The sequence below is a fragment of the Oerskovia enterophila genome, from assembly GCF_001692445.1.
GTDB classification, from domain to species: Bacteria; Actinomycetota; Actinomycetes; order Actinomycetales; family Cellulomonadaceae; genus Oerskovia; species Oerskovia enterophila.
The window spans coordinates 159,079-180,230 of the sequence record NZ_MAQA01000002.1; the positions used below are offsets into that span (position 1 = coordinate 159,079).

A 21,152-nucleotide genomic window follows, 5' to 3' on the forward strand; every position below is an offset into this window, starting at 1 on the left:
CGAGCAGACGATCGACCCGCTGACCCCGATCCTCAGCGAGACCTGGGACGCCGAGCGCTCCTGGACGCTCGACGCGTACGTCGCGCAGGGGGGCTGGAAGGGCCTCGCGAAGGCGCTCTCGCAGCCGCCCGCGGACGTCGTGCAGGTCGTCAAGGACTCGGGCCTGCGCGGCCGCGGCGGGGCAGGGTTCCCGACGGGCATGAAGTGGGGCTTCCTGCCCGCGCCCGACGGCGGGCCCCGCTACCTCGTCGTCAACGCCGACGAGTCCGAGCCCGGCACGTGCAAGGACATCCCGCTCATGCTCGCGAGCCCGCAGCTCCTGATCGAGGGCGTGGCCATCACGTCCTACGCGATCGGCTGCGACCACGCGTTCATCTACGTGCGCGGCGAGGTCCTGCACGTGTACCGCCGCCTGCTGCGGGCCGTCGAGGAGGCCTACGCGGCCGGGTACCTGGGCAAGAACATCCAGGGCTCGGGCTTCGACCTGGACGTCACGGTCCACGCGGGCGCTGGCGCGTACATCTGCGGCGAGGAGACCGCGCTGCTCGACTCGCTCGAGGGACTGCGCGGCCAGCCGCGCCTCAAGCCCCCGTTCCCCGCGGTCGCGGGCCTGTACGCGCGGCCCACCGTGGTCAACAACGTCGAGTCGATCGCGAGCGTCCCGGCGATCGTCAACGAGGGCTCCGACTGGTTCAGGTCCATGGGGACCGAGCGGTCGTCGGGCCACGGGCTGTTCTCGCTGTCGGGGCACGTCGTGCGCCCAGGGCAGTACGAGGCACCGCTCGGCATCACGCTGCGCGAGCTGCTCGACATGGCCGGCGGGATCCGTGGCGGCAACCGCCTGAAGTTCTGGACGCCCGGCGGGTCCTCGACGCCCCTGTTCACCGACGCCCACCTCGACACCCCGCTCGACTACGAGTCGGTCGCCGCGGCGGGCTCGATGCTCGGCACGCGCGCCCTGCAGATCTTCGACGAGACCACGTGCGTGGTGCGGGCCGTGAGCCGGTGGATGGACTTCTACGCCCACGAGTCGTGCGGCAAGTGCACGCCGTGCCGCGAGGGGACGTACTGGCTCAAGCAGATCCTGCGCCGCATCGAGCACGGCGAGGGCACCGAGAGCGACCTCGACGTCCTGCTCGACACGTGCGACAACATCCTCGGCCGTGCGTTCTGCGCGCTCGGCGACGGCGCGACGTCGCCCGTCACGAGCAGCATCGCGCTGTTCCGCGAGGAGTTCGAGGCGCACATCACCGGCCGCGGCTGCCCGTTCGACCCGTCGGCCGCCGCACTGTTCGACTACACGCCCCGGCGTGCCCCGCAGGCCCTGACGGCAGGAGCGCACTGATGACGACCACGACGTCCGCCGGCACGTCGCCCGCCGCGGCGGCAGGGGGCGCCCAGCCCCCCGCGCGTCGCGACGAGGTGACGTTCACGATCGACGGCATCGAGATGGCCGTGCCCAAGGGCACGCTCGTGATCCGTGCCGCCGAGCAGGTCGGCATCCAGATCCCGCGGTTCTGCGACCACCCGCTGCTCGCCCCCGCGGGCGCGTGCCGACAGTGCCTGGTCGAGGTCGCGACGCCCGACCGCGAGGGCAACGTCCGCCCCATGCCCAAGCCGCAGGCCTCCTGCACGCTCGAGGCCACGCCCGGGATGGTCGTCAAGACCCAGCACACGTCGGCGGTCGCGGACAAGGCGCAGCACGGGGTCATGGAGCTCCTGCTCATCAACCACCCGCTCGACTGCCCGGTCTGCGACAAGGGCGGCGAGTGCCCCCTGCAGAACCAGGCCATGAGCAACGGGCGCGCGACGAGCCGGTTCGTCGACGTCAAGCGCACGTTCCCCAAGCCCATCGCGATCTCGACCGAGATCCTGCTCGACCGCGAGCGCTGCGTGCTGTGCCAGCGCTGCACCCGGTTCTCCGCGGAGATCGCGGGCGACGCGTTCATCGACCTGCAGAAGCGTGGGGCGCAGCAGCAGATCGGACGGTTCGACGCGCGCGTCCTGGGCTTCGCCGACGGCGAGTCCGAGCCCGCGGCCCCTGCAGGCTCCCTGCCGTACGGCGCGCAGGCCGGCTTCGAGGCCCCCGTGGGGGCCGCGCTCGAGGACGAGTCGGGGCGCCCGTTCGCCTCGTACTTCAGCGGCAACACCGTGCAGATCTGCCCCGTCGGCGCCCTGACGGGGGCCGCGTACCGCTTCCGGTCGCGGCCGTTCGACCTGGTCTCGACCCCGAGCGTGGGCGAGCACGACGCGTGCGGGTCCGCGATCCGCATCGACCACCGCCGCGGCGTGGTGCTCCGGCGCCTGTCGGGCGAGGACCCCCAGGTCAACGAGGAGTGGATCACCGACAAGGACCGCTTCGCGTTCGCGTGGCAGGACGCACCGGACCGTCTGACCCACCCGCTCGTGCGCGACCGCGAGGTCGACGCCGAGGGCCGGGTCACGCGTGGCGAGCTGCGCCCCGCGAGCTGGGCCGAGGCCCTCGAGGTCTCGGCGACCGGCCTCGCGCAGGCGCGGGCCGCAGGCGGCGTCGGGGTGCTCCCCGGGGGTCGCCTCACGGTCGAGGACGCGTACGCGTACGGCAAGTTCGCCCGCGTCGTCCTCGGGACCAACGACGTGGACCACCGCGCCCGCGTGCACTCGACCGAGGAGGCGGACTTCCTCGCCCACGCGGTCGCCGGCACCGGACTGGGCGTGACGTTCGACGAGATCGAGCACGCGCCCGCAGTGCTCCTCGTGGCGCTCGAGGCCGAGGAGGAGGCCGGCGTCACGTTCCTGCGCCTGCGCAAGGGCGTCCAGAAGCACGGCCTGCGGGTCTTCTCGCTGGCCCCCTTCGCGAGCCGGGGCGTGCAGCGCCTCGACGCCACGCTCCTGCGCGCCGCCCCGGGCACCGAGGCCGAGTGGCTCGACGTGCTCGCCACCGGGACCCAGACGCTGTTCGGGCACGACGGGGCCGTGGGCCCCGACGCCCCCGAGTCGGTCGAGGAGCCGGCCGAGGTCTCGGCCCTCCGCGACGCGCTCGCCCGGCCCGGGGCCGTGGTCCTGGTCGGCGAACGTCTCGCCGGCGTCCCCGGCGGGTACTCGGCGCTCCTGCGCCTCGTCGCGAGCACGGGAGCACGCCTCGCGTGGGTCCCGCGTCGCGCGGGGGAGCGCGGGGCGGTCGAGGCGGGCACGCTGCCGGCCCTCCTCCCGGGCGGACGCCCCGTGCCCGACGCCGCAGCCCGGGTCGACGTGGCCGTCGCCTGGGGCGTCGAGCACCTCCCGGAGACGCCCGGCCGCAGCACGGGGGAGATCCTCGACGCGCTGTCCGTGGGCCAGCTCGGCGGCGTGCTCGTGGGCGGTCTGCACTCCGACGACCTGCCCGACCCCGCGCACACGCTCCGGGCGCTCGGGGCCGCAGGGTTCGTCGTCTCGCTCGAGGTGCGTGCCTCCGACGTCACGGCGCTCGCGGACGTGGTGCTGCCTGTCGCGCCGCCGGTCGAGAAGGCCGGCGCGTTCGTGAGCTGGGAGGGGCGCGTGCGGACCTTCGAGGCCGCGCTCGCCACGACCGCGATGCCCGACCACCGCGTGCTCGACGCGCTCGCCGACGCCGCGGGCCTCGTGCTCGGGGCCCGCACGACCGAGGAGGTCCGGGCGGAGATCGACCAGCTCGGCTCCTGGGACGGAGACCGCCCCGCGGCCCCCGACGTCGCGGCCGCAGAACCACCCGCGGTCGCCCCGGGCACCGCGGTGCTCGCAGGGTGGCGCCTGCTCCTGGACGCCGCGCGCGGACAGGACGGCGAGCGCTTCCTCGCGGGTACGGCCAAGCGGCCCGTGGCCCGGTTGTCGGCGACGACCGCGGCCGCCGCGGACCTGTTCGAGGGGGACGTGGTCCGGGTGTCGACCGACCGCGGATCGATCGAGCTGCCCGTGGTGATCACCGACATGGTCGAGCACGTCGTCTGGCTCCCGCTCGGTTCCGAGGGCTCGCAGGTCCATCGTGAGCTCGGCGTGGCCCAGGGCGCGCTCGTACGGATCGAGCCCGCTGCCGGAGCCTCGCGGCCCGGCGAGTCCGTCCAGCCCACCGACGGGGGAGCATCATGAGCGGCCTGCTGAACCTCGCCCTGGTCACCGAGACCCCGGGCGTGCCCGGGATCTCGGCCGACTTCTCCCAGGACAACGGCTGGACCTACCTGGTCAAGGCCGTGCTGATCATCGTCTTCCTGCTCACGAGCGTGCTCATCGCGATCTGGTTCGAGCGCAAGGTCGTGGCCCGGATGCAGGTCCGTCCCGGCCCCAACGTGCACGGGCCGTTCGGCCTGCTCCAGTCGCTCGCGGACGCCATGAAGCTCCTCCTCAAGGAGGACCTCACGGTCACCGCGGCGGACAAGTTCGTCTACATCCTCGCGCCCATGATCGCGGTGTTCTGCTCGCTCCTGACGTTCGCGGTCATCCCGTTCGGACCGAACGTCACGATCCCGTTCACCGACTACTCGACACCCGCGCAGCTCACCGACTTCCCCGTCGCGGTGCTCTACATCCTGGCGTGCGCCTCGGTGGGCGTGTACGGGATCGTGCTCGGCGGCTGGTCGTCGGGCTCCACCTACCCGCTGCTGGGCGCGGTCCGCTCGACGGCCCAGGTCATCAGCTACGAGCTCGCGATGGGCCTGGCCCTGGTGAGCGTCTTCATCATGGCCGGCTCGATGTCGACCTCGCAGATCGTCGACTCCCAGACCAAGGTCTGGTGGGCGCTCATCCTCGTCCCGAGCTTCGTGATCTACATCATCGCGATGATCGGCGAGACCAACCGCCTGCCCTTCGACCTCCCCGAGGCCGAGGGCGAGCTGGTGTCGGGCTACATGACCGAGTACTCGTCCATGAAGTTCGCGTGGTTCTTCCTCGCCGAGTACATCAACATGATCAACGTCTCGGCGGTCGCGACCACGCTCTTCCTGGGCGGCTGGCGTGCGCCGTGGCCCTTGTCGGCGATCAACGACGGCATGTTCAACGAGGGCTGGTGGCCCATCCTCTGGTTCCTCGTCAAGGTCTGGGCCTTCATGTTCGTGTTCGTGTGGGTCCGCGGGACGCTCCTGCGCCTGCGCTACGACCAGTTCATGAAGTTCGGCTGGAAGGTCCTCATCCCGGCCGCGCTCGCCTGGATCGTCGTGCTCTCGGTCGTCCAGGGCATGATCCGCTTCGGCGACGTCGACAACCGCGCGATCCTCGTGGCGGCCGTCGTCCTGGGGGTGGTCGCGATCGCCGCGATCTTCCTGTGGCCGCAGAAGAAGGTGCCCGACGCCGACGCAGCCGGGCGAGCGGCGCCGTCGGGCACCTCGCCCTACCGCAAGGGCAGCACAGCGGCACCCGAGCCCTTCGACGCCTTCGCGGGCGGCTTCCCCGTCCCGCCGCTGCCGGGCCAGACGCTGCCCAGCGCGCCGCGTCGGGCACGGCGCCTGGTCCCCGAGGGCAGCCCGCCCGCAGGGGACGGTCCCGCAGCACCCGACGCCCAGGACGAGGAGGTCCCCCGTGGCTGACTACGAGTCGTTGATCCCGCAGAGGAAGGGGCTCGGCGGGCTGCTCGCGCCCGTCGCCGGGTTCGGGGTGACGTTCTCCTCGATGTTCAAGCCCACCGTGACCGAGCAGTACCCGTTCGAGAAGGTGCCCACCAAGCCCCGCTACCACGGGCGTCACCAGCTCAACCGGTACGAGGACGGGCTCGAGAAGTGCATCGGGTGCGAGCTCTGCGCCTGGGCGTGCCCCGCGGACGCGATCTACGTCGAGGGCGCGGACAACTCCGCGCTGCCCGACGGCGCGCACCGCTCGCCCGGCGAGCGCTACGGCAGCGTCTACCAGATCAACTACCTGCGCTGCATCTTCTGCGGGCTGTGCATCGAGGCGTGCCCCACCCGGGCGCTCACCATGACCAACGAGTACGAGCTCACCGGACCCACCCGTGAAGGGCTGATCTGGGAGAAGGAAGACCTCCTCGCGCCGCTGCGCGAGGGCATGCTGGCCGCGCCGCACCCCATGGTGCCGGGCACGACCGACACCGACTACTACCGGGGAGAGGTGACCGGGCCCGTGCCCGAGCAGATCGACTGGGTGCGCGAGCACCGGCCCGACGACCCGACCCTGCCTCCCGTCGTGGACCCCGCCGCCGCCCGGCGCCCCGAGGTCCGCAAGGTGGTCCGGTGACCGTCAGCGGGGGAGAGGTCGTCCTGTTCTGGGTCCTCGCCCCCCTCATGGTCCTGGCCGCGCTCGGCCTGCTGTTCGCCCGCAAGGCCGTGCACGCCGCGATCTGCGTCGTGTTCGTCATGATCAGCCTCGCGATCCTCTACATCGCGCAGGAGGCCGCGTTCCTGGGCGTCGTGCAGATCGTGGTCTACACGGGCGCCGTGATGATGCTCTTCCTGTTCGTGCTCATGCTCGTGGGCGTCGACGCCTCGGACTCGCTCGTCGAGACCATCCGCGGCCAGCGCTTCATCGGGATCCTGCTGGGCCTGGGGCTCGGCTCGGTCCTGGTCGGCGTGATCGCGCAGGCGACGTTCCCGCCCTCGGTCGGGCTCACGGCCGCGAACGCGGAGACCAACCCCGTCGCGCTGGCCCGCATCCTCTTCGCGGACTACGTGTTCGCCCTCGAGGTCGTCGGCATCCTGCTCGTGACCGCGGCCATCGCCGCGCTGGTCCTGACCCACCGCCGCCGGCTCGTGCCGCGCGTCGGGCAGCGGCAGGTCTCGGACGCCAAGGTCGCAGCTCTCGCCGAGGGCGGGCTCCTCACCCCCCTGCCCGCGCCGGGCGTCTACGCCCAGAACAACGCCATGGACACTCCCGCGCTCGACCCGCAGGGCCGCCCGATCGAGCACTCGGTCTCGCGGATCCTGCGCATCCGCGGCCAGGAGAGGTCGGCCGACCGCATCCTCGCGGCCGAGCGCGACGTCCTGGTCGAGCACGAGCCCGAGCTCACGGGCCGCAGGTTCCCCGAGCTGGCCGCGGGCACCGACGAGGACGAGGAACGCTGACATGGAGCTGACCAACTACCTGATCCTCGCCGCGATCCTGTTCGCGATCGGCGCGACCACGGTGCTGCTGCGCCGCAACGCGATCATCGTGTTCATGGGCATCGAGCTCATGCTCAACGCCACCAACCTCACGTTCGTGACGTTCTCGCGCATGCACGGCGACCTCCACGGGCAGGTCATCGCGTTCTTCGTGATGGTCGTGGCCGCGGCCGAGGTCGTCGTGGGGCTCGCGATCATCGTGGCCATCTTCCGTACCCGCCGCTCGGCCTCGGTCGACGACGTCAACCTGCTGAAGAACTGAGAGGGCAGGCATGCCAACGGTGACTCTGCTTTCAGCCCTCCCGCACGTCGGTGAGCTCGGCGCGCTGCTGCCGGCGACCCTGCCGGCCACGCTCGCGACCCAGGAGATCGTGCCCGCCTCGACGGTCGTGCCCGGCCCCTTCCTGCTGGCCCCGCTGCTGATCCTGCTGCCTCTCCTGGGTGCCGCGATCCTGCTGCTCGCGGGGCGGCGCAGCGACCGCTGGGGCGCGTGGTTCGGGGTGCTGATGTCGGGCGGCGCGTTCGTCGTCGCCCTCGTCGTGTTCTTCTCGATGCTCGGCCTGCCGGCCGACGAGCGGGTGGTGGACCACCGGCTCTTCGACTGGATCGCCGCGGGCGGCCTGGACGTGGGCGTGGGGCTGCGGATCGACCCGCTGTCCATGACGTTCGTGCTGCTCGTGACGTTCGTGGGCACGCTCATCCACGTCTACGCGGTCGCGTACATGGAGCACGACCCGGACAAGCGCCGGTTCTTCGCCTACCTCAACCTGTTCGTCGCGGCCATGCTGATCCTGGTCCTCGCGGACTCCTACCTGCTGCTGTTCGTCGGCTGGGAGGGCGTGGGGCTGGCCTCGTACCTGCTCATCGGGTTCTGGAACCACGAGCGGGCCAACGCGGTCGCGGCCAAGAAGGCGTTCATCATGAACCGCGTGGGCGACCTGGGCCTGATCGTCGCGCTCATGCTCATGTTCGCGGGCTTCGGGGCGGTCGACTTCGCGACGGTCTTCGCCGACGCCCCTGCGGCGGGCACGGCCCTGCTGACGGCGATCGGCCTGGCGCTCCTGGTGGCCGCGTGCGGCAAGTCGGCCCAGTTCCCGCTCCAGGCCTGGCTCGGGGACGCCATGGCGGGCCCCACGCCCGTCTCGGCACTCATCCACGCGGCGACCATGGTCACCGCGGGCGTCTACCTGGTGGTCCGCTCGGCCCCCGTGTTCGAGGGGGCGCCGACGGCGCAGCTCGTCGTGGTCATCGTCGGTGCGGTCACGCTCCTGTTCGGCGCGATCATCGGCTGCGCCAAGGACGACATCAAGAAGGCCCTGGCGGCCTCGACCATGTCCCAGATCGGCTACATGATCCTCGCGGCGGGCCTGGGGCCCATCGGGTACGCGTTCGCGATCTTCCACCTCGTGACGCACGGCTTCTTCAAGGCCGGGATGTTCCTCGGCGCGGGGTCGGTCATGCACGGCATGAACGACGGGGTGGACATGCGGCGCTTCGGCGCGCTGTCGAGGTACATGAAGGTCACCTGGGTCACGTTCGGCCTGGGCTGGCTCGCGATCCTCGGCATCCCGCCGTTCTCCGGGTTCTGGTCCAAGGACAAGATCATCGAGGCCGCGTTCGTCCCGATCGACGGGCAGGAGTGGCGGGCGTGGGTCTTCGGCGGCGTGGCGCTGCTGGGCGCCGGGATCACGGCGTTCTACATGTCGCGCCTGTTCTTCATGACGTTCCACGGGCACAAGCGCTGGAACGACGGGTCGGGCAACCCCACGGGCAACCTCTCGACCGACGGCCCCGTGCAGCACCCGCACGAGTCCCCGGCGCTCATGACGATCCCCATGGTGGTCCTCGCGGTGGGGTCGGTCGCGCTCGGCGGGCTCCTCGCGATCGGCAACGGGTTCGTGGACTGGCTCTCGCCGGTCACGGGCCACGCCGAGCACGCGGAACCGGTCCTGCCGGTCTGGGCGCTCATCACCCTGACCCTCCTGCTGGTCCTCGTGGGCGTGCTGCTGGCCTGGCGCCAGTACGCGGTCTCCCGCGTGCCGATCGTGCCTCCGCACGGGTCGGCGCTCACGCGGGCCGCGCGCCGGGACCTGTACCAGGACGACGTCAACGAGGCCGTCTTCATGCGGCCCGGGCAGTACCTCACACGATCCCTGGTCTACGGGGACCGGCAGATGGTCGACAGCGGCTGGATGGGCCTCGCCGGCCTCGTCGGAGCGACAGGGGAGAAGTTGCGCGGCATGCAGAACGGATTCGTCAGGTCCTACGCGGCGACGATGCTCGCTGGCCTGATCGTGATCGTCGCGGTGGTCCTCGCCGTGACCACCGGAACAGGGAGCTGAGGGACCGATGACCACCGAGATTCCCTGGCTGACACTTCTGATCGTCCTGCCGCTCGTCGGCGCGGCCGCGGTCTGGGGGCTGGGCGCGACCTCCGCGCGCAAGCACCTGCGGACCGTCGCGGTCGTCTTCGCGCTCGCCGAGCTCGTGCTGCTCGGCCTCGCGATCAGCGCGTTCGACACGGCGGACGCGGGCACGTTCCAGCTCACCGAGACGCACGCGTGGATCCCGCAGCTCGGCGTGAGCTACGCGGTCGGCGCGGACGGCGTCGCGCTCCTGCTGGTCGGGCTCGCGGTGCTGCTGGTCCCGCTCGTGGTGCTCGCCGCATGGCGTGAGCAGGACGGCGACCTCGCCAAGCTCCGCCACTACCTGGGCCTGGTGCTCCTCCTCGAGGCGTTCATGGTCGCGGTCTTCGTGGCCCGCGACGTGTTCTTCTTCTACGTCCTGTTCGAGGCCATGCTGATCCCGGTCTACTTCATGATCGGCGGGTTCGGGGGCGGGGCGCAGCGGCGGTACGCGGCGGTGAAGTTCCTGCTCTTCTCGCTCGCGGGCGGGCTCGTCATGCTCGTCGGGGTCATCGCGCTCTACCTCAACGGGCCGGGCGGGGAGCAGGGCTTCCTGACCCAGACCCTGGTCGACGACCTGGCGGCGAACCCGCTGCCCGTGAGCACCGAGCGACTGCTGTTCCTCGCGTTCTTCCTCGCGTTCGCGATCAAGGCGCCGCTCTTCCCGGTCCACACCTGGCTGCCCGACGCCGCCGAGCACGCCCCCGCGGGCACGTCGACGCTGCTCGTGGGCGTCCTGGACAAGGTCGGCACGTTCGGCATGCTGACGCTGTGCCTGCCGCTGTTCCCGAACGCGAGCCGCTGGGCCGCGCCCGTGATCGTGGTGCTGGCCGTGGTCTCGATCCTCTACGGCGCACTCATGGCGATCGGCCAGACCGACGTCATGCGGCTCATCGCCTACACGTCGGTGTCCCACTTCGGGTTCATCGTCCTGGGGATCTTCTCGTTCACGTCGCTCAGCATCTCCGGAGCGTCGTTCTACATGTTCAACCACGGCATCTCGACCGGGGCGCTCTTCCTCCTGGCGGGCTTCCTGATCGCGCGGCACCCGACCCGCTCCCAGCGCCTGACCGACTACGGCGGCCTCCAACGGGTCACCCCGGTCCTCGCGGGGACGTTCCTCGTGGCCGGCCTCTCGGCGCTCTCGCTGCCGGGCCTGTCGACGTTCGTCTCCGAGATCATGGTCCTCGTCGGGACCTTCTCGCGCAGCCACCCGGCGGCGCTCGTGGCGGTCGTGGGCGTGGTCCTCGCGGCGCTGTACGTGCTGCTGACCTACCAGAAGGTCTTCACGGGCCGGACGCCCGACGCCCTGACAGGGACCGCGGACCTGGGAGCTCGTGAGAAGTGGGTCGTCGCGCCCCTGATCGTGGCCCTGCTGGTCCTCGGCTTCTACCCGGCGCCGGCGCTCGACCTGGTGCGCGAGCCCGCGCAGGCGACCATGACGGCCGTCGGGCTCGAGGATCCCGCCCCGAACCCCGAACTCCTCAGCGTTGAAGGGAGCGACTCGTGAGCACCGCAGCCGCCTTCGTGGCCCCCACGATCGACTGGGCCTACCTCGTCCCCGTGATCGTCGTCCTGGGGGCCGGTGTCCTGGGCGTCCTGGTCGAGGCCTTCGTGCCGGACCGGCACCGCCGCGCGGTCCAGGTCGTCCTGGCCCTGGGCGCCCTCGTCGGGGCCCTCGCGACGATCGTCCTGCTCTGGGACGACGTGCAGGAGCTCAACGGCATCCAGGTGCTGGGCGGGTCGCTCGTGATCGACCCGTTCGGCCTGGCGCTCCAGGGGATCGTCGTGGTCCTCGCACTGCTGGCCACGCTCGTGATCGCCGACCGCACCTCGACCGGGCAGGACGCGTTCGCGCCCACGGCCGCTGCCGTCCCCGGCTCGGCGTACGAGGACCTCGCCCGCCGTCGTGGCCTCGAGCAGACCGAGGTCTTCCCGCTCGTGCTGTTCGCGGTGGGCGGGATGATGATCTTCCCGGCCACGGGCGACCTGCTGACGATGTTCGTCGCGCTCGAGGTGCTCTCCCTGCCCCTGTACGTGCTCACGGCGCTCGCGCGCCGTCGTCGGCTCCTGTCGCAGGAGGCCTCGTTCAAGTACTTCCTGCTGGGAGCCTTCGCGTCGGCGATCTTCATCTTCGGCGTGGCGCTCGTCTACGGCTTCGCGGGCTCGGTGCGGCTCGCCGAGGTGCGCGCGGCCCTGCTGAACGGCGGCGGCCTCGACGGGATGACGGGCCTGGTGCTCCTGGGCCTGGTCATGGTGCTCGCGGGCCTGCTCTTCAAGATCGGTGCGGCCCCGTTCCACTCGTGGACCCCCGACGTCTACCAGGGCGCCCCGACGCCCATCACGGGCTTCATGGCAGCCTGCACCAAGGCCGCCGCGTTCGGAGCGCTGGTGCGCGTCCTCTACCTGATCGGCTCGGCGCTCCCGCAGGACCTCCAGGAGAAGCTCGTGGTCGCGCTGTGGGTCGTCGCGATCCTCACCATGGTCGTCGGGTCGGTCATCGGTGTGATCCAGACCGACATGAAGCGCCTGCTCGCGTACTCGTCGATCGCGCACGCCGGCTTCCTCCTGGTGGCGCTCGTGGGCTTCGGCGAGCTGAGCGGGTTCGGCGTCCGGGCCGTGGTGTTCTACCTGCTCGCGTACGGTCTGGCGACCGTGGGGGCCTTCGCGGTCGTGACGCTGGTGCGCGAGAGGTCGCCGCAGCCTCAGGCCGCCGTGGAGAGCCCGGTGCTCGCCGCGGTGGGTGCTGGCGGGACGGCAGGGTCTGCGGCCGGGGGAGCGGGGGACCTCCCCGCGCCCGACGGCGGAGCGATCCTCGGCGAGGCCACGCACCTGACCGAGTGGGCCGGGCTGGGCAAGCGGAGCCCGTGGCTCGCGGGGGCGTTCGCCCTGTTCCTGCTCTCGATGGCCGGCATCCCGCTGACCGCGGGCTTCATCGCGAAGTTCACGGCATTCGGTGCCGCTGTCGCGGTGGGGGCCTGGCCGCTCGCCCTGATCGGTGTCCTGGCCTCGGCGGTCTCGGTGTTCTTCTACGTGCGGATCATCGTGCTCATGTTCTTCACGCCGTCCCCGTCGAGCGTTGCCGGTGGGGTCGAGCAGGAGAGCCCGGAGAACGCGGACGGGGGTCCCGCGGCGACCTCTGCCGTGGCCGCGCTCGCGACCCGGGTGACGGTCGTCCGGTCCGAGGGATTCACCACGGTCGCGATCGTGATCTGCGTGACAGGAGTCGTCCTTCTCGGCGTTTTGCCCTCCTCGGTTCTCGATCTTGCCCTCGAGGCGGCTAAGTTCAGACCGTGACCACAGTGCCACCCGTCTCAGCGACGGCGATCCCCCTGACCGATCCGGAGCTCTCCGCGACGCTCACCGCACGCCTTGCGACCGTCGAGGTGCGCCTGGGCGACGCCGTCGCGCACTCCGACGGGCTCGCGGACACCGCGTCCCGCCACCTCGTGAACGCCGGCGGAAAGCGCCTGCGCCCGCTCCTCGCACTGCTGTGCGCGGAGCTGGGCGACGGTGCGCGCCCGGAGGTGGTGGAGGCGGCCGTCGTCGTCGAGCTCACCCACCTGGCCTCGCTCTACCACGACGACGTGATGGACTCCGCGCCCGTGCGGCGCGGGGCTCCCTCTGCGCACGCCGTGTGGGGCAACTCCGTCGCGATCCTCATCGGTGACCTGCTCTTCGCCCGCGCGGCGTCGACGGTCGCCGCGCTGGGGCCGGAGGCCGTGCTCATCCAGGCACGGACCTTCGAGCGGTTGTGCCTCGGCCAGCTGCACGAGACGACGGGGCCCTCGGAGAACGACGACCCCGTCGAGCACTACCTCGAGGTCCTCGCGGACAAGACCGCGTCGCTGCTCTCGACCTCGGCTCGCCTGGGCGCGATGTTCGGCGGGTGCGACCAGTCGGTCGTCGAGGTCGTCGCGGAGTACGGCGAGAAGCTGGGCGTCGCTTTCCAGCTCGCCGACGACGTGCTCGACCTCGCGTCCTCGGGCGAGCAGTCCGGCAAGACGCCCGGCACGGACCTCCGTGAGAAGGTGCCGACCATGCCCGCCCTGCTGCTGCGCGCCCGCGTGAGCGGTGGCAAGGGCACCGCCGCGGACGTGGCGATCGTCGACCTGCTCGACTCGGACCTGTCCGGGGACGAGGAGCTCGCCTCGGCCGTCGCCGCGCTGCGTGCTCACGAGGTCCTGGCGGAGACCCGGGCGCTCGCCGTGGGCTGGGCCCGTGCGGCGATCGCCGAGCTCGACCCGCTGCCCGCGGGGCCGGTCAAGGACGCGCTCGTCTCGTTCGCCCAGGCGCTCGCCGACCGCGCGGCCTGATCCTCCCGGAGGGCGGCGCCGGGGACCTCACGGTCCCCGGCGCCGCCCTTCGCCGTACCAGGTGAATCTCGGCCGCCGGGGCCATGCTCGCGGGGTCGCGGGACGGTGTCCCTGGCCTGCGAGGATGCGACTCGCAGCATTGCTGCCAGTAGCGCCAGGGGGAGTTCTCCCCATCCACTGGATGCTGAGGACGTGACGTCTTGTGGTTATCCTTCTACCCGCGACGGGTAGGGGCACCTGGCAGGAAGGGCTCTGGGGACACCTGGTTGCAGCACTCAGCATCCTCGGAGGATCTGTGACCTTCCTTTCCCGTCTGTACGACAGGCGTCGCTCCGTCGCATCCGTGAGCACGGTGTCCATCTTCTCGACCGCGCTGGTCGCTTTCGCGATCACGTACGACGGTCAGGCCACCGCCGACGTGGAGCTCAACGACTCCGGCGTGTGGGTGACCCGGACCTCGGGCGGTGCGCTGGGGCGGTTCAACTTCGAGTCCCAGGCTCTGGACGGGTCGCTGCTGGCGTCGTCGGCCTCGTTCGACGTGCTGCAGAACGCGGGCAAGGTGCTGCTCGTCGACGACGGCGCCGGGTCCGTGAGCCCCGTCGACGTGGCGCGGCTGAAGCTCGACGGGACGGTGCGTCCGCCGACGGGCGCGAAGGTCGCCCTCGGAGGTTCCACGGTGGCCGTCCTCGACGGCGAGGAGGGCCTGCTGTGGGTGGTCCCGTTCGCGGGGGTCGCCTCGTTCGACGCGGAGAACCTCGAGCCGACGGCCGAGGTCGGCGGCGAGGGTGTCGTCCAGGTCTCCCAGGACGGCACGGTGTACGCCGTGGTACCGGCCACGGGTGAGATGACCAAGGTCACGACGACGGCGAGCGGGACGGTCGAGGAGGTCACCTCGTCCAAGGTGCCGGTCGGCAAGGGCGACGAGGTCGAGGTCACGACCGTGGGGTCGGAGCCGGTCGTGCTCAACCGCACGCAGTCTCAGCTGGTCCTCCCGGGGGGCAAGACCGTCCCGCTCGAGGGGGCGTCGGACGCGCGCCTGCAGCAGCCGGGGGCCAAGACCGCGGACGTCGCGGTCGCCACGAGCACAGGGCTGGTCCTGGCACCCCTGGGAGGCGGGGACGCCGTGACGCGTGCGGCGTCCGGCCTGCCGGCGGCTCCGGTGCAGCTCGGCGGGTGCACGTACGGTGCGTGGTCCCAGTCGGGTCAGGTCATCCGTGACTGCGCGGGGACGGACCTGGACATCGACAAGCGCCTCGACGGGGTGGATCCGCAGAACCGGCTGGAGTACAGGGTCAACCGCAAGGCGATCGTGCTCAACGACCTGTCGGCGGGCACGCTCTGGATGGCGGCCGACGAGTACGAGAAGGTCGACGACTGGGAGCTGGTGCTCCCCGAGCAGGCCGAGGGCGAGGAGTCCGAGGCGGACCTGAGCACCCCGGAGCAGGTCGACCAGTTCGTGCTCGACCGTTCCCAGCCCAACCAGCCGCCGCTGCCGGTCGACGACACGTTCGGCGTGCGTCCCGGGCGCACGACCCTGCTGCCCGTGCTGGGCAACGACGTCGACCCTGACGGGGACGTCATGACCGCGACCCTCGCCGGCGAGGGGCCGCACGGCGCGCAGGTGCAGACGGTGCTGGGGGGTGCTGCGCTCCAGGCCGTCGTCCCTGCGGACGCAGACGCGGGGACGTCCGCGTTCCGGTACTCGGTGTCCGACGGCCGGGGCGGGGTCGCCGAGGCCGGTGTCGAGCTGAAGGTCTCGCCGTGGGGCGAGAACGCCGCGCCCGAGCAGACGGGCGAGCCGGTGCTGGTCGTGGAGTCCGGCAAGACCGCCGAGATCAAGGTCCTGCCGTTCTTCCGGGACCCGGACGGTGACGACCTGTACCTCGCGGCGGCATCGGTGACGTCAGCCGGCGACGAGGTGCGTTCGCGCCCGGACGGCACGGTCGAGTTCCGTGACGGCGGCGGGTCGACGGGCCGCAAGATCGTCAAGATCATGGTGGCCGACGGTCAGGGCGAGGTCTTCGAGGGCGTGCTGAACGTGGACGTGTCGGGGGCCGGGCAGCTCGCGCCGGTCGCGGTCGCGGACCACGTGGTCGTGCCGGCGGGGCAGCCCGTGACGGTCGAGCCGTTGCTGAACGACTACGACGCCAACGGTGACGAGCTGCGTCTGGTGGCAGTCTCCGAGTCCGCACCTGCGCAGATCACCTCCAACTTCGATGCGGGCACGTTCCAGTTCTTCTCCAACGAGCCGCGGTCCTACGACCTGACGTACCAGGTCTCGGACGGCCCCAACGCGACGACGGGGCTGGTGCGCGTCGACGTGCTGCCGGCCTCGGCCGCCGAGGGCCCGCCCATCGTGGTCTCCGACACCGCGCTGCTTCCCTCGGGGGGCAAGACGCTCGTGGACGTGCTGGCCAACGACACCGATCCTGCGGGCGGGGTGCTCGTGGTGCAGTCGGTCAACGTGCCGGAGAACGCGGGGGTCTCGGTCGCGGTGCTGGCGCACCAGATGCTGCGGATCACCGAGATCCGTCGACTCGACGCGCCCGTGACCATCGAGTACACCGTCTCCAACGGGACGCAGACCACGACCGGGCAGGTGCGGGTCATCCCGGTCCCGGCCCCCGTCAAGCTCCAGCCGCCGAACGCCGCCGCTGACGAGGCGACCGTCAGGGTGGGCGACGTGGTCACCATCCCCGTGCTCAAGAACGACACGCACCCCGACGGCCTGGAGCTCTTCCTGCAGGACGAGCTCGAGCAGGGCGTGTCCCCCGAGCAGGGCGAGATCTTCGCGTCCGAGGGGCAGCTGCGGTTCAAGGCCGGTCCTGAGGCCGGCACGGCCTACGCGATCTACCGGGTCCGGGACAAGAACGGCCAGGAGGACTCGGCCCAGGTCACGATCCACATCCGGGACGGTGAGGAGAACTCGGCGCCCCAGCCGTTGCCCGTGCAGATGCGCGTGCTGTCCGGGGCCAGCGTGCGGGTCGCGGTGCCGTTGGACGGGATCGACCCGGACGGCGACTCGGTCCAGCTGACCGGGATCGCATCCTCACCGACCAAGGGGACCGCGAAGGTCGAGGACGGGTACCTCGTCTACGTGGCGTCGAAGGACGCGACCGGGGCGGACACGTTCACGTACTCCGTCCAGGACGCGCGCGGCGAGATCGCCGTGGGCACGGTCCAGGTCGGGATCTCCCGGCCGCCGGCAGCGAACCAGCCGCCCGTCGCGATCGACGACGTGGTCACGGTGCGCCCCGACCGCACGGTCTCGGTGGCCGCGCTCGCGAACGACACCGACCCTGACGGCGACCAGATCGCGTTGCGCCCCGCGGGCCTGGAGGCTCCGAAGGAGCTCGACGCCCAGGTCGTGCAGGACCGGGTGGTCCTGACGAGCCCCGCCGAGGCGGGTTCGACGTCGTTCTACTACGGGATCGAGGACGCGTTCGGCGCTCGGGCCGCGGCCTCGATCACGGTCAACGTCGACCAGGACGCCCCCTTGCTCGCGCCGATCGCGCGCGACGACACGGTCCCGATGGACTCGATCCTGGGCAAGACGAGCGTCAAGGTCGCGGTCCTGGACAACGACGACGACCCCGACGGCGCAGCGTCCGAGCTCAAGGTCACGACTCAGACCCTCGGCGTCACGGTGTCCGCGGACGGTGTCCTGACGGTGCCGCTGACCGAGGAGCGACAGGTCCTGACGTACACGGTCACCGACGTGGACGGCCTCACGTCCCGCGCGTTCGTGAAGGTGCCGGGCCTGACCGAGCAGATCCCGCAGCTGCGCCCGGGGATCGCGCCGCTCGAGGTCCACGCGGGTGAGTCTCTGCCCGTGGACATCACCGACTACGTCCTGGTCCTGGAAGGGCGCACCCCGCGCTTGACCGAGGAGTCGAAGGTCTCGGCGCTCGAGGGAACGGTCGCCGTGACCGACACCACGAACATGGTCTACACCCCCCGGGTGGACTACGCCGGGCCCTCAGCCCTGTCGTTCGAGGTCACGGACGGCTCGGGACCGGACGACCCCGGGGGGCACAAGGCCCTGCTCACGCTGCCCGTCCTCGTTCTCGCGCCCAAGAACCTTCCCCCGGTCCTGTCGGCGTCGAACGTCGACGTCGCGGCCGGTGACGAGGCGACCGTGGACCTGGCCCGGTTCGTCGAGGACCCCGACGGGGACCCCGTGACGTTCACCGCGGGTGCGGCCCCGGCCGGGATCTCGGTCACGGTCAGCGGTACCACCGCGACGGTCCAGGCCACCCCCGAGATCGCCAAGGGCACCGTGCTGAACGTCCCGATCTCCGCGACCGACGGCGAGCACCCGCCCGTCGAAGGGATCCTCGCGGTCAAGGTCGTGGCCTCGACCCGCCCGTTGGCCAAGGCCAACGAGGACACCGTCGACAAGGCGCACCAGGGCAAGGACGTCCCGGTCAAGGTGCTGGCCAACGACTCGAACCCCTTCCCCGAGACCCCGCTCAAGGTCGTCGACGCCCTGGTCGAGACCGGCAACGGCTCGGCGACGGTCTCCGGCGACCAGGTCGTGGTGACCCCGGACAAGACGTTCGTCGGGGTCATGGTCGTGCGCTACCGCATCCAGGACGCCACGAACGACCCCGACCGCCAGGTCGAGGGACGCATCCAGGTGACCGTCCAGGGACGCCCGGAGACCCCGGCCAAGCCCACGGTCGAAGAGGTCCGCTCCAAGACGGTCGTGCTGACGTGGGACCCGCCCGTCAACAACGGTGCCGAGATCACGGGATACACCGTCAAGTCGACCAACGGCTACACCAAGGCGTGCGCGACCACCACCTGCACCCTGGACGGCCTGACGAACAACGTCATCTACAACTTCACCGTCGTCGCGACCAACGAGGTCGGGGACTCCGACCCGTCCGCACCCTCCGAGGATGCACGACCCGACGAGAAGCCCGACCGCCCGGCACCGCCGACCCTCGAGTTCGGCGACAAGTCGATCAAGCTCACCTGGGTCAACGCGACGTACACGGACCGTTCCCCGATCGAGTGCGTCAACATCCGCATCTCGGGACCCGGCGGAGGAACGGATCGCCCCTGCGTGACCGGCACGTCGTACGAATGGACCGGACTGCAGAACGGTGGCTCCTACACCTTCGAGATCCAGGCCAAGAACGCCGCCCCCGACTCGTCCGAGTGGTCCGGCGCCTCGGCACCCGAGATCCCGGCAGGAAGGCCTGCGGCTCCGGCGAAGCCGGGTGCGACGCGTACGTCGCTCGGTGCCTCGTCGCAGATGAAGGTCGTGTGGTCGGCGCCGGCGGACAACGGCGGACCGATCACGGGCTACACGGTCGAGGCGCTGCGCGGGGGGGCCGTGGTCTCGTCGACCAAGGTCGCGACGACGACGGCGACCATGAGCGTGCCCGCGGACAGCACCGACTACACCTTCCGGGTCAAGGCGCACAACAAGGCCTCGGACAAGTTCGGCGAGGCCGACTTCAGCCCCGAGTCGAACCCGCAGCGTGCGTTCGCCGCCCCCGGTGCGGTGACGGGCCTGAGCGCCACGGCCACGGGGGCCAACGGGACGGTCCAGCTCGCGTTCGCCAACGTGACGGCCGCCGGGGCGCGTGACGGCGAGATCAGCTACGAGTGGAGCCAGAACGGCAGCTCGGGCTGGGCCGCTCTGGGGGCGAACAAGGTCGTCAGCGGACTGAACAACGGGACGGGCTACGACTTCTACGTCCGTGCGGTGGTCAAGGCCGACGGCGGACGGGGGGACGGTCCGGCCTCGAACAGGGCCTCCGCGAACCCGTACGGTCCCATCCCTGCGCCCAGCGTGAGCGCCTCGGGAGGGAACCAGACCGTCGGCTTCAGCTGGAGCACCTCGGGCAACGGGCGCAGCTACACGACCACGGTCACGGGGGCGGTCTCGAGCGGAGCCGCGAGCGGGAGCGTCAACGTCCCGGCGGGCTACTCCGACCGCAAGGAGATCTGTGTCACGGTCAAGGACACCGAGGGGCAGACCGCCTCGAAGTGCGCGGCTGCGACCTCGGCCGCCAAGCCGGCCAGGGACATGTGGACCGAGCGGGGCAGCCGGGTGAGCAACAACGACTGCAACGACCCCGCGTGCGCCTACCTCGTGCTCCGCATCCGCAACGCGGAGCCCAACACGCCGTTCAGCACCCAGTGCTGGTCGAGCTACGGCGGGAACCACGCGTTCAGCCCCTCGAGCGGCGGATTCTCCAGCACCGCACTCAACGGCGCGTCGCAGCGGACCGACGAGAACGGCAACTGGGACGGCACCATGTGGTGCTTCCACGGGAACGCCGGGACGACGATCTGGGTCAAGACGAACGTCTGGGGCGACTCCAGAGCAGCGATCTGGTGACCCCCCGCAGGACCTGCGCCCTACCGACAGCACGACCGAGACCACGAGGAACCTCCCGATGACCACCATGACCCCCGAGCAGGCCGCCTGGTTCGCTCAGACCTTCGACCGTCTGGTCGCCAACGTGGGCCAGGCCGTGCTGGGCAAGCCGCACGTCGTGCGCCTGGTCCTCACGTGCATGCTCTCCGAGGGGCACATCCTCCTCGAGGACGCCCCCGGCACGGGCAAGACCTCGCTGGCGCGCGCGCTGGCCGCGAGCGTCCAGGGCACGCAGAACCGCATCCAGTTCACGCCCGACCTGCTGCCCTCCGACGTCACGGGCGTGACGATCTACGACCAGAAGACCGCCAAGTTCGAGTTCCACCAGGGCCCGATCTTCGCGTCGATCGTCCTCGCGGACGAGATCAACCGTGCCTCGCCCAAGACGCAGTCCGCGCTCCTGGAGGTCATGGAGGAGGGGCAGATCACGGTCGACGGCGTGACCCACTCGGTGGGCCGGCCGTTCATGGTCATCGCGACCCAGAACCCGATCGAGCAGGCCGGCACCTACCGCCTGCCCGAGGCGCAGCTCGACCGCTTCCTCATGAAGACCTCGCTCGGGTACCCGGACCACGCGGCCACGGTCGAGATCCTGCAGGGTGCCTCGGTGCGTGACCGCAGCGCGACCCTCCAGGCGCTCATCACCACGCAGGCCGTCGCCGAGATGGCCGACCTCGCCGCGGGCGTCCACGTCGACGGCGCCGTGCTCGAGTACATCTCGCGCCTCGCCGAGGAGACCCGCAACGCGGCCGAGTGCCGTGTCGGGGTCTCGGTGCGTGGGGCGCTCGCCCTCGTCCGGTGCGCCAAGGTGTGGGCAGCGGCGCACGGTCGCAACTACGTCCTGCCGGACGACATCAAGGAGCTCGCACAGCCCGCCTGGGCGCACCGTCTCGTGCTCGACCCCGAGGCCGAGTTCGCCGGGGCGACCAACGAGGGCGTGCTCGCGCGCCTCCTGGCCGACGTCGCGGCGCCGCAGGAACGCCGGTCGGCCTGACCT

Annotated in this window: 12 protein-coding genes; all 12 read left to right on the plus strand. The window is 71.2% G+C overall.

The window, feature by feature from the left end; translation table 11 throughout:
* The first annotated feature begins 10 nt into the window (after positions 1 to 10).
* Positions 11 to 1,345 (plus strand): NADH-quinone oxidoreductase subunit NuoF, encoded by a 1,335-nt coding sequence (gene nuoF, locus OERS_RS01545; RefSeq protein WP_056763259.1) that lies wholly within the window; start codon positions 11 to 13, stop codon positions 1,343 to 1,345.
* The gene (locus OERS_RS01550; protein WP_068623806.1) at positions 1,345 to 4,083 is read left to right on the plus strand and encodes an NADH-quinone oxidoreductase subunit G; all 2,739 of its coding nucleotides are present in this window, start codon (positions 1,345 to 1,347) and stop codon (positions 4,081 to 4,083) included. The genes nuoF and OERS_RS01550 overlap by 1 nt, the downstream gene beginning before the upstream one ends.
* Positions 4,080 to 5,513, plus strand: coding sequence for an NADH-quinone oxidoreductase subunit NuoH (nuoH, locus tag OERS_RS01555; protein WP_068623808.1), 1,434 nt, complete (start codon positions 4,080 to 4,082; stop codon positions 5,511 to 5,513). The genes OERS_RS01550 and nuoH overlap by 4 nt, the downstream gene beginning before the upstream one ends.
* Positions 5,506 to 6,174 (plus strand): NADH-quinone oxidoreductase subunit NuoI, encoded by a 669-nt coding sequence (nuoI, locus tag OERS_RS01560; RefSeq protein WP_056649822.1) that lies wholly within the window; start codon positions 5,506 to 5,508, stop codon positions 6,172 to 6,174. The genes nuoH and nuoI overlap by 8 nt, the downstream gene beginning before the upstream one ends.
* On the plus strand, positions 6,171 to 6,998 hold the full coding sequence (locus OERS_RS01565; RefSeq protein ID WP_056649825.1) for an NADH-quinone oxidoreductase subunit J: 828 nt from the start codon (positions 6,171 to 6,173) through the stop codon (positions 6,996 to 6,998). Before nuoI ends, OERS_RS01565 begins: the two co-directional genes overlap by 4 nt.
* 1 nt (position 6,999) lies before the next feature.
* A complete protein-coding gene (gene nuoK, locus OERS_RS01570) occupies positions 7,000 to 7,299 on the plus strand; it encodes an NADH-quinone oxidoreductase subunit NuoK (RefSeq protein ID WP_056649827.1) in 300 nt (99 codons plus the stop codon).
* 10 nt (positions 7,300 to 7,309) lie between these two features.
* On the plus strand, positions 7,310 to 9,379 hold the full coding sequence (gene nuoL, locus OERS_RS01575; RefSeq protein WP_082848797.1) for an NADH-quinone oxidoreductase subunit L: 2,070 nt from the start codon (positions 7,310 to 7,312) through the stop codon (positions 9,377 to 9,379).
* A 7-nt stretch (positions 9,380 to 9,386) separates the two neighbouring features.
* A complete protein-coding gene (locus OERS_RS01580; RefSeq protein ID WP_068623809.1) occupies positions 9,387 to 10,952 on the plus strand; it encodes an NADH-quinone oxidoreductase subunit M in 1,566 nt (521 codons plus the stop codon).
* Complete coding sequence (gene nuoN / locus OERS_RS01585; RefSeq protein ID WP_068623811.1) at positions 10,949 to 12,739, plus strand: NADH-quinone oxidoreductase subunit NuoN; 1,791 nt, start codon at positions 10,949 to 10,951, stop codon at positions 12,737 to 12,739. The genes OERS_RS01580 and nuoN overlap by 4 nt, the downstream gene beginning before the upstream one ends.
* Positions 12,736 to 13,758 carry a polyprenyl synthetase family protein gene (locus tag OERS_RS01590; RefSeq protein WP_068623814.1) on the plus strand — a complete coding sequence of 341 codons (1,023 nt, stop codon included), beginning with the start codon at positions 12,736 to 12,738 and terminating at the stop codon, positions 13,756 to 13,758. The genes nuoN and OERS_RS01590 overlap by 4 nt, the downstream gene beginning before the upstream one ends.
* Positions 13,759 to 14,101: 343 nt before the next feature.
* On the plus strand, positions 14,102 to 20,116 hold the full coding sequence (locus OERS_RS01595) for an Ig-like domain-containing protein (protein ID WP_248948279.1): 6,015 nt from the start codon (positions 14,102 to 14,104) through the stop codon (positions 20,114 to 20,116).
* A gap of 58 nt (positions 20,117 to 20,174) precedes the next feature.
* On the plus strand, positions 20,175 to 21,149 hold the full coding sequence (locus OERS_RS01600) for an AAA family ATPase (protein ID WP_068623815.1): 975 nt from the start codon (positions 20,175 to 20,177) through the stop codon (positions 21,147 to 21,149).
* Positions 21,150 to 21,152 lie beyond the last annotated feature (3 nt).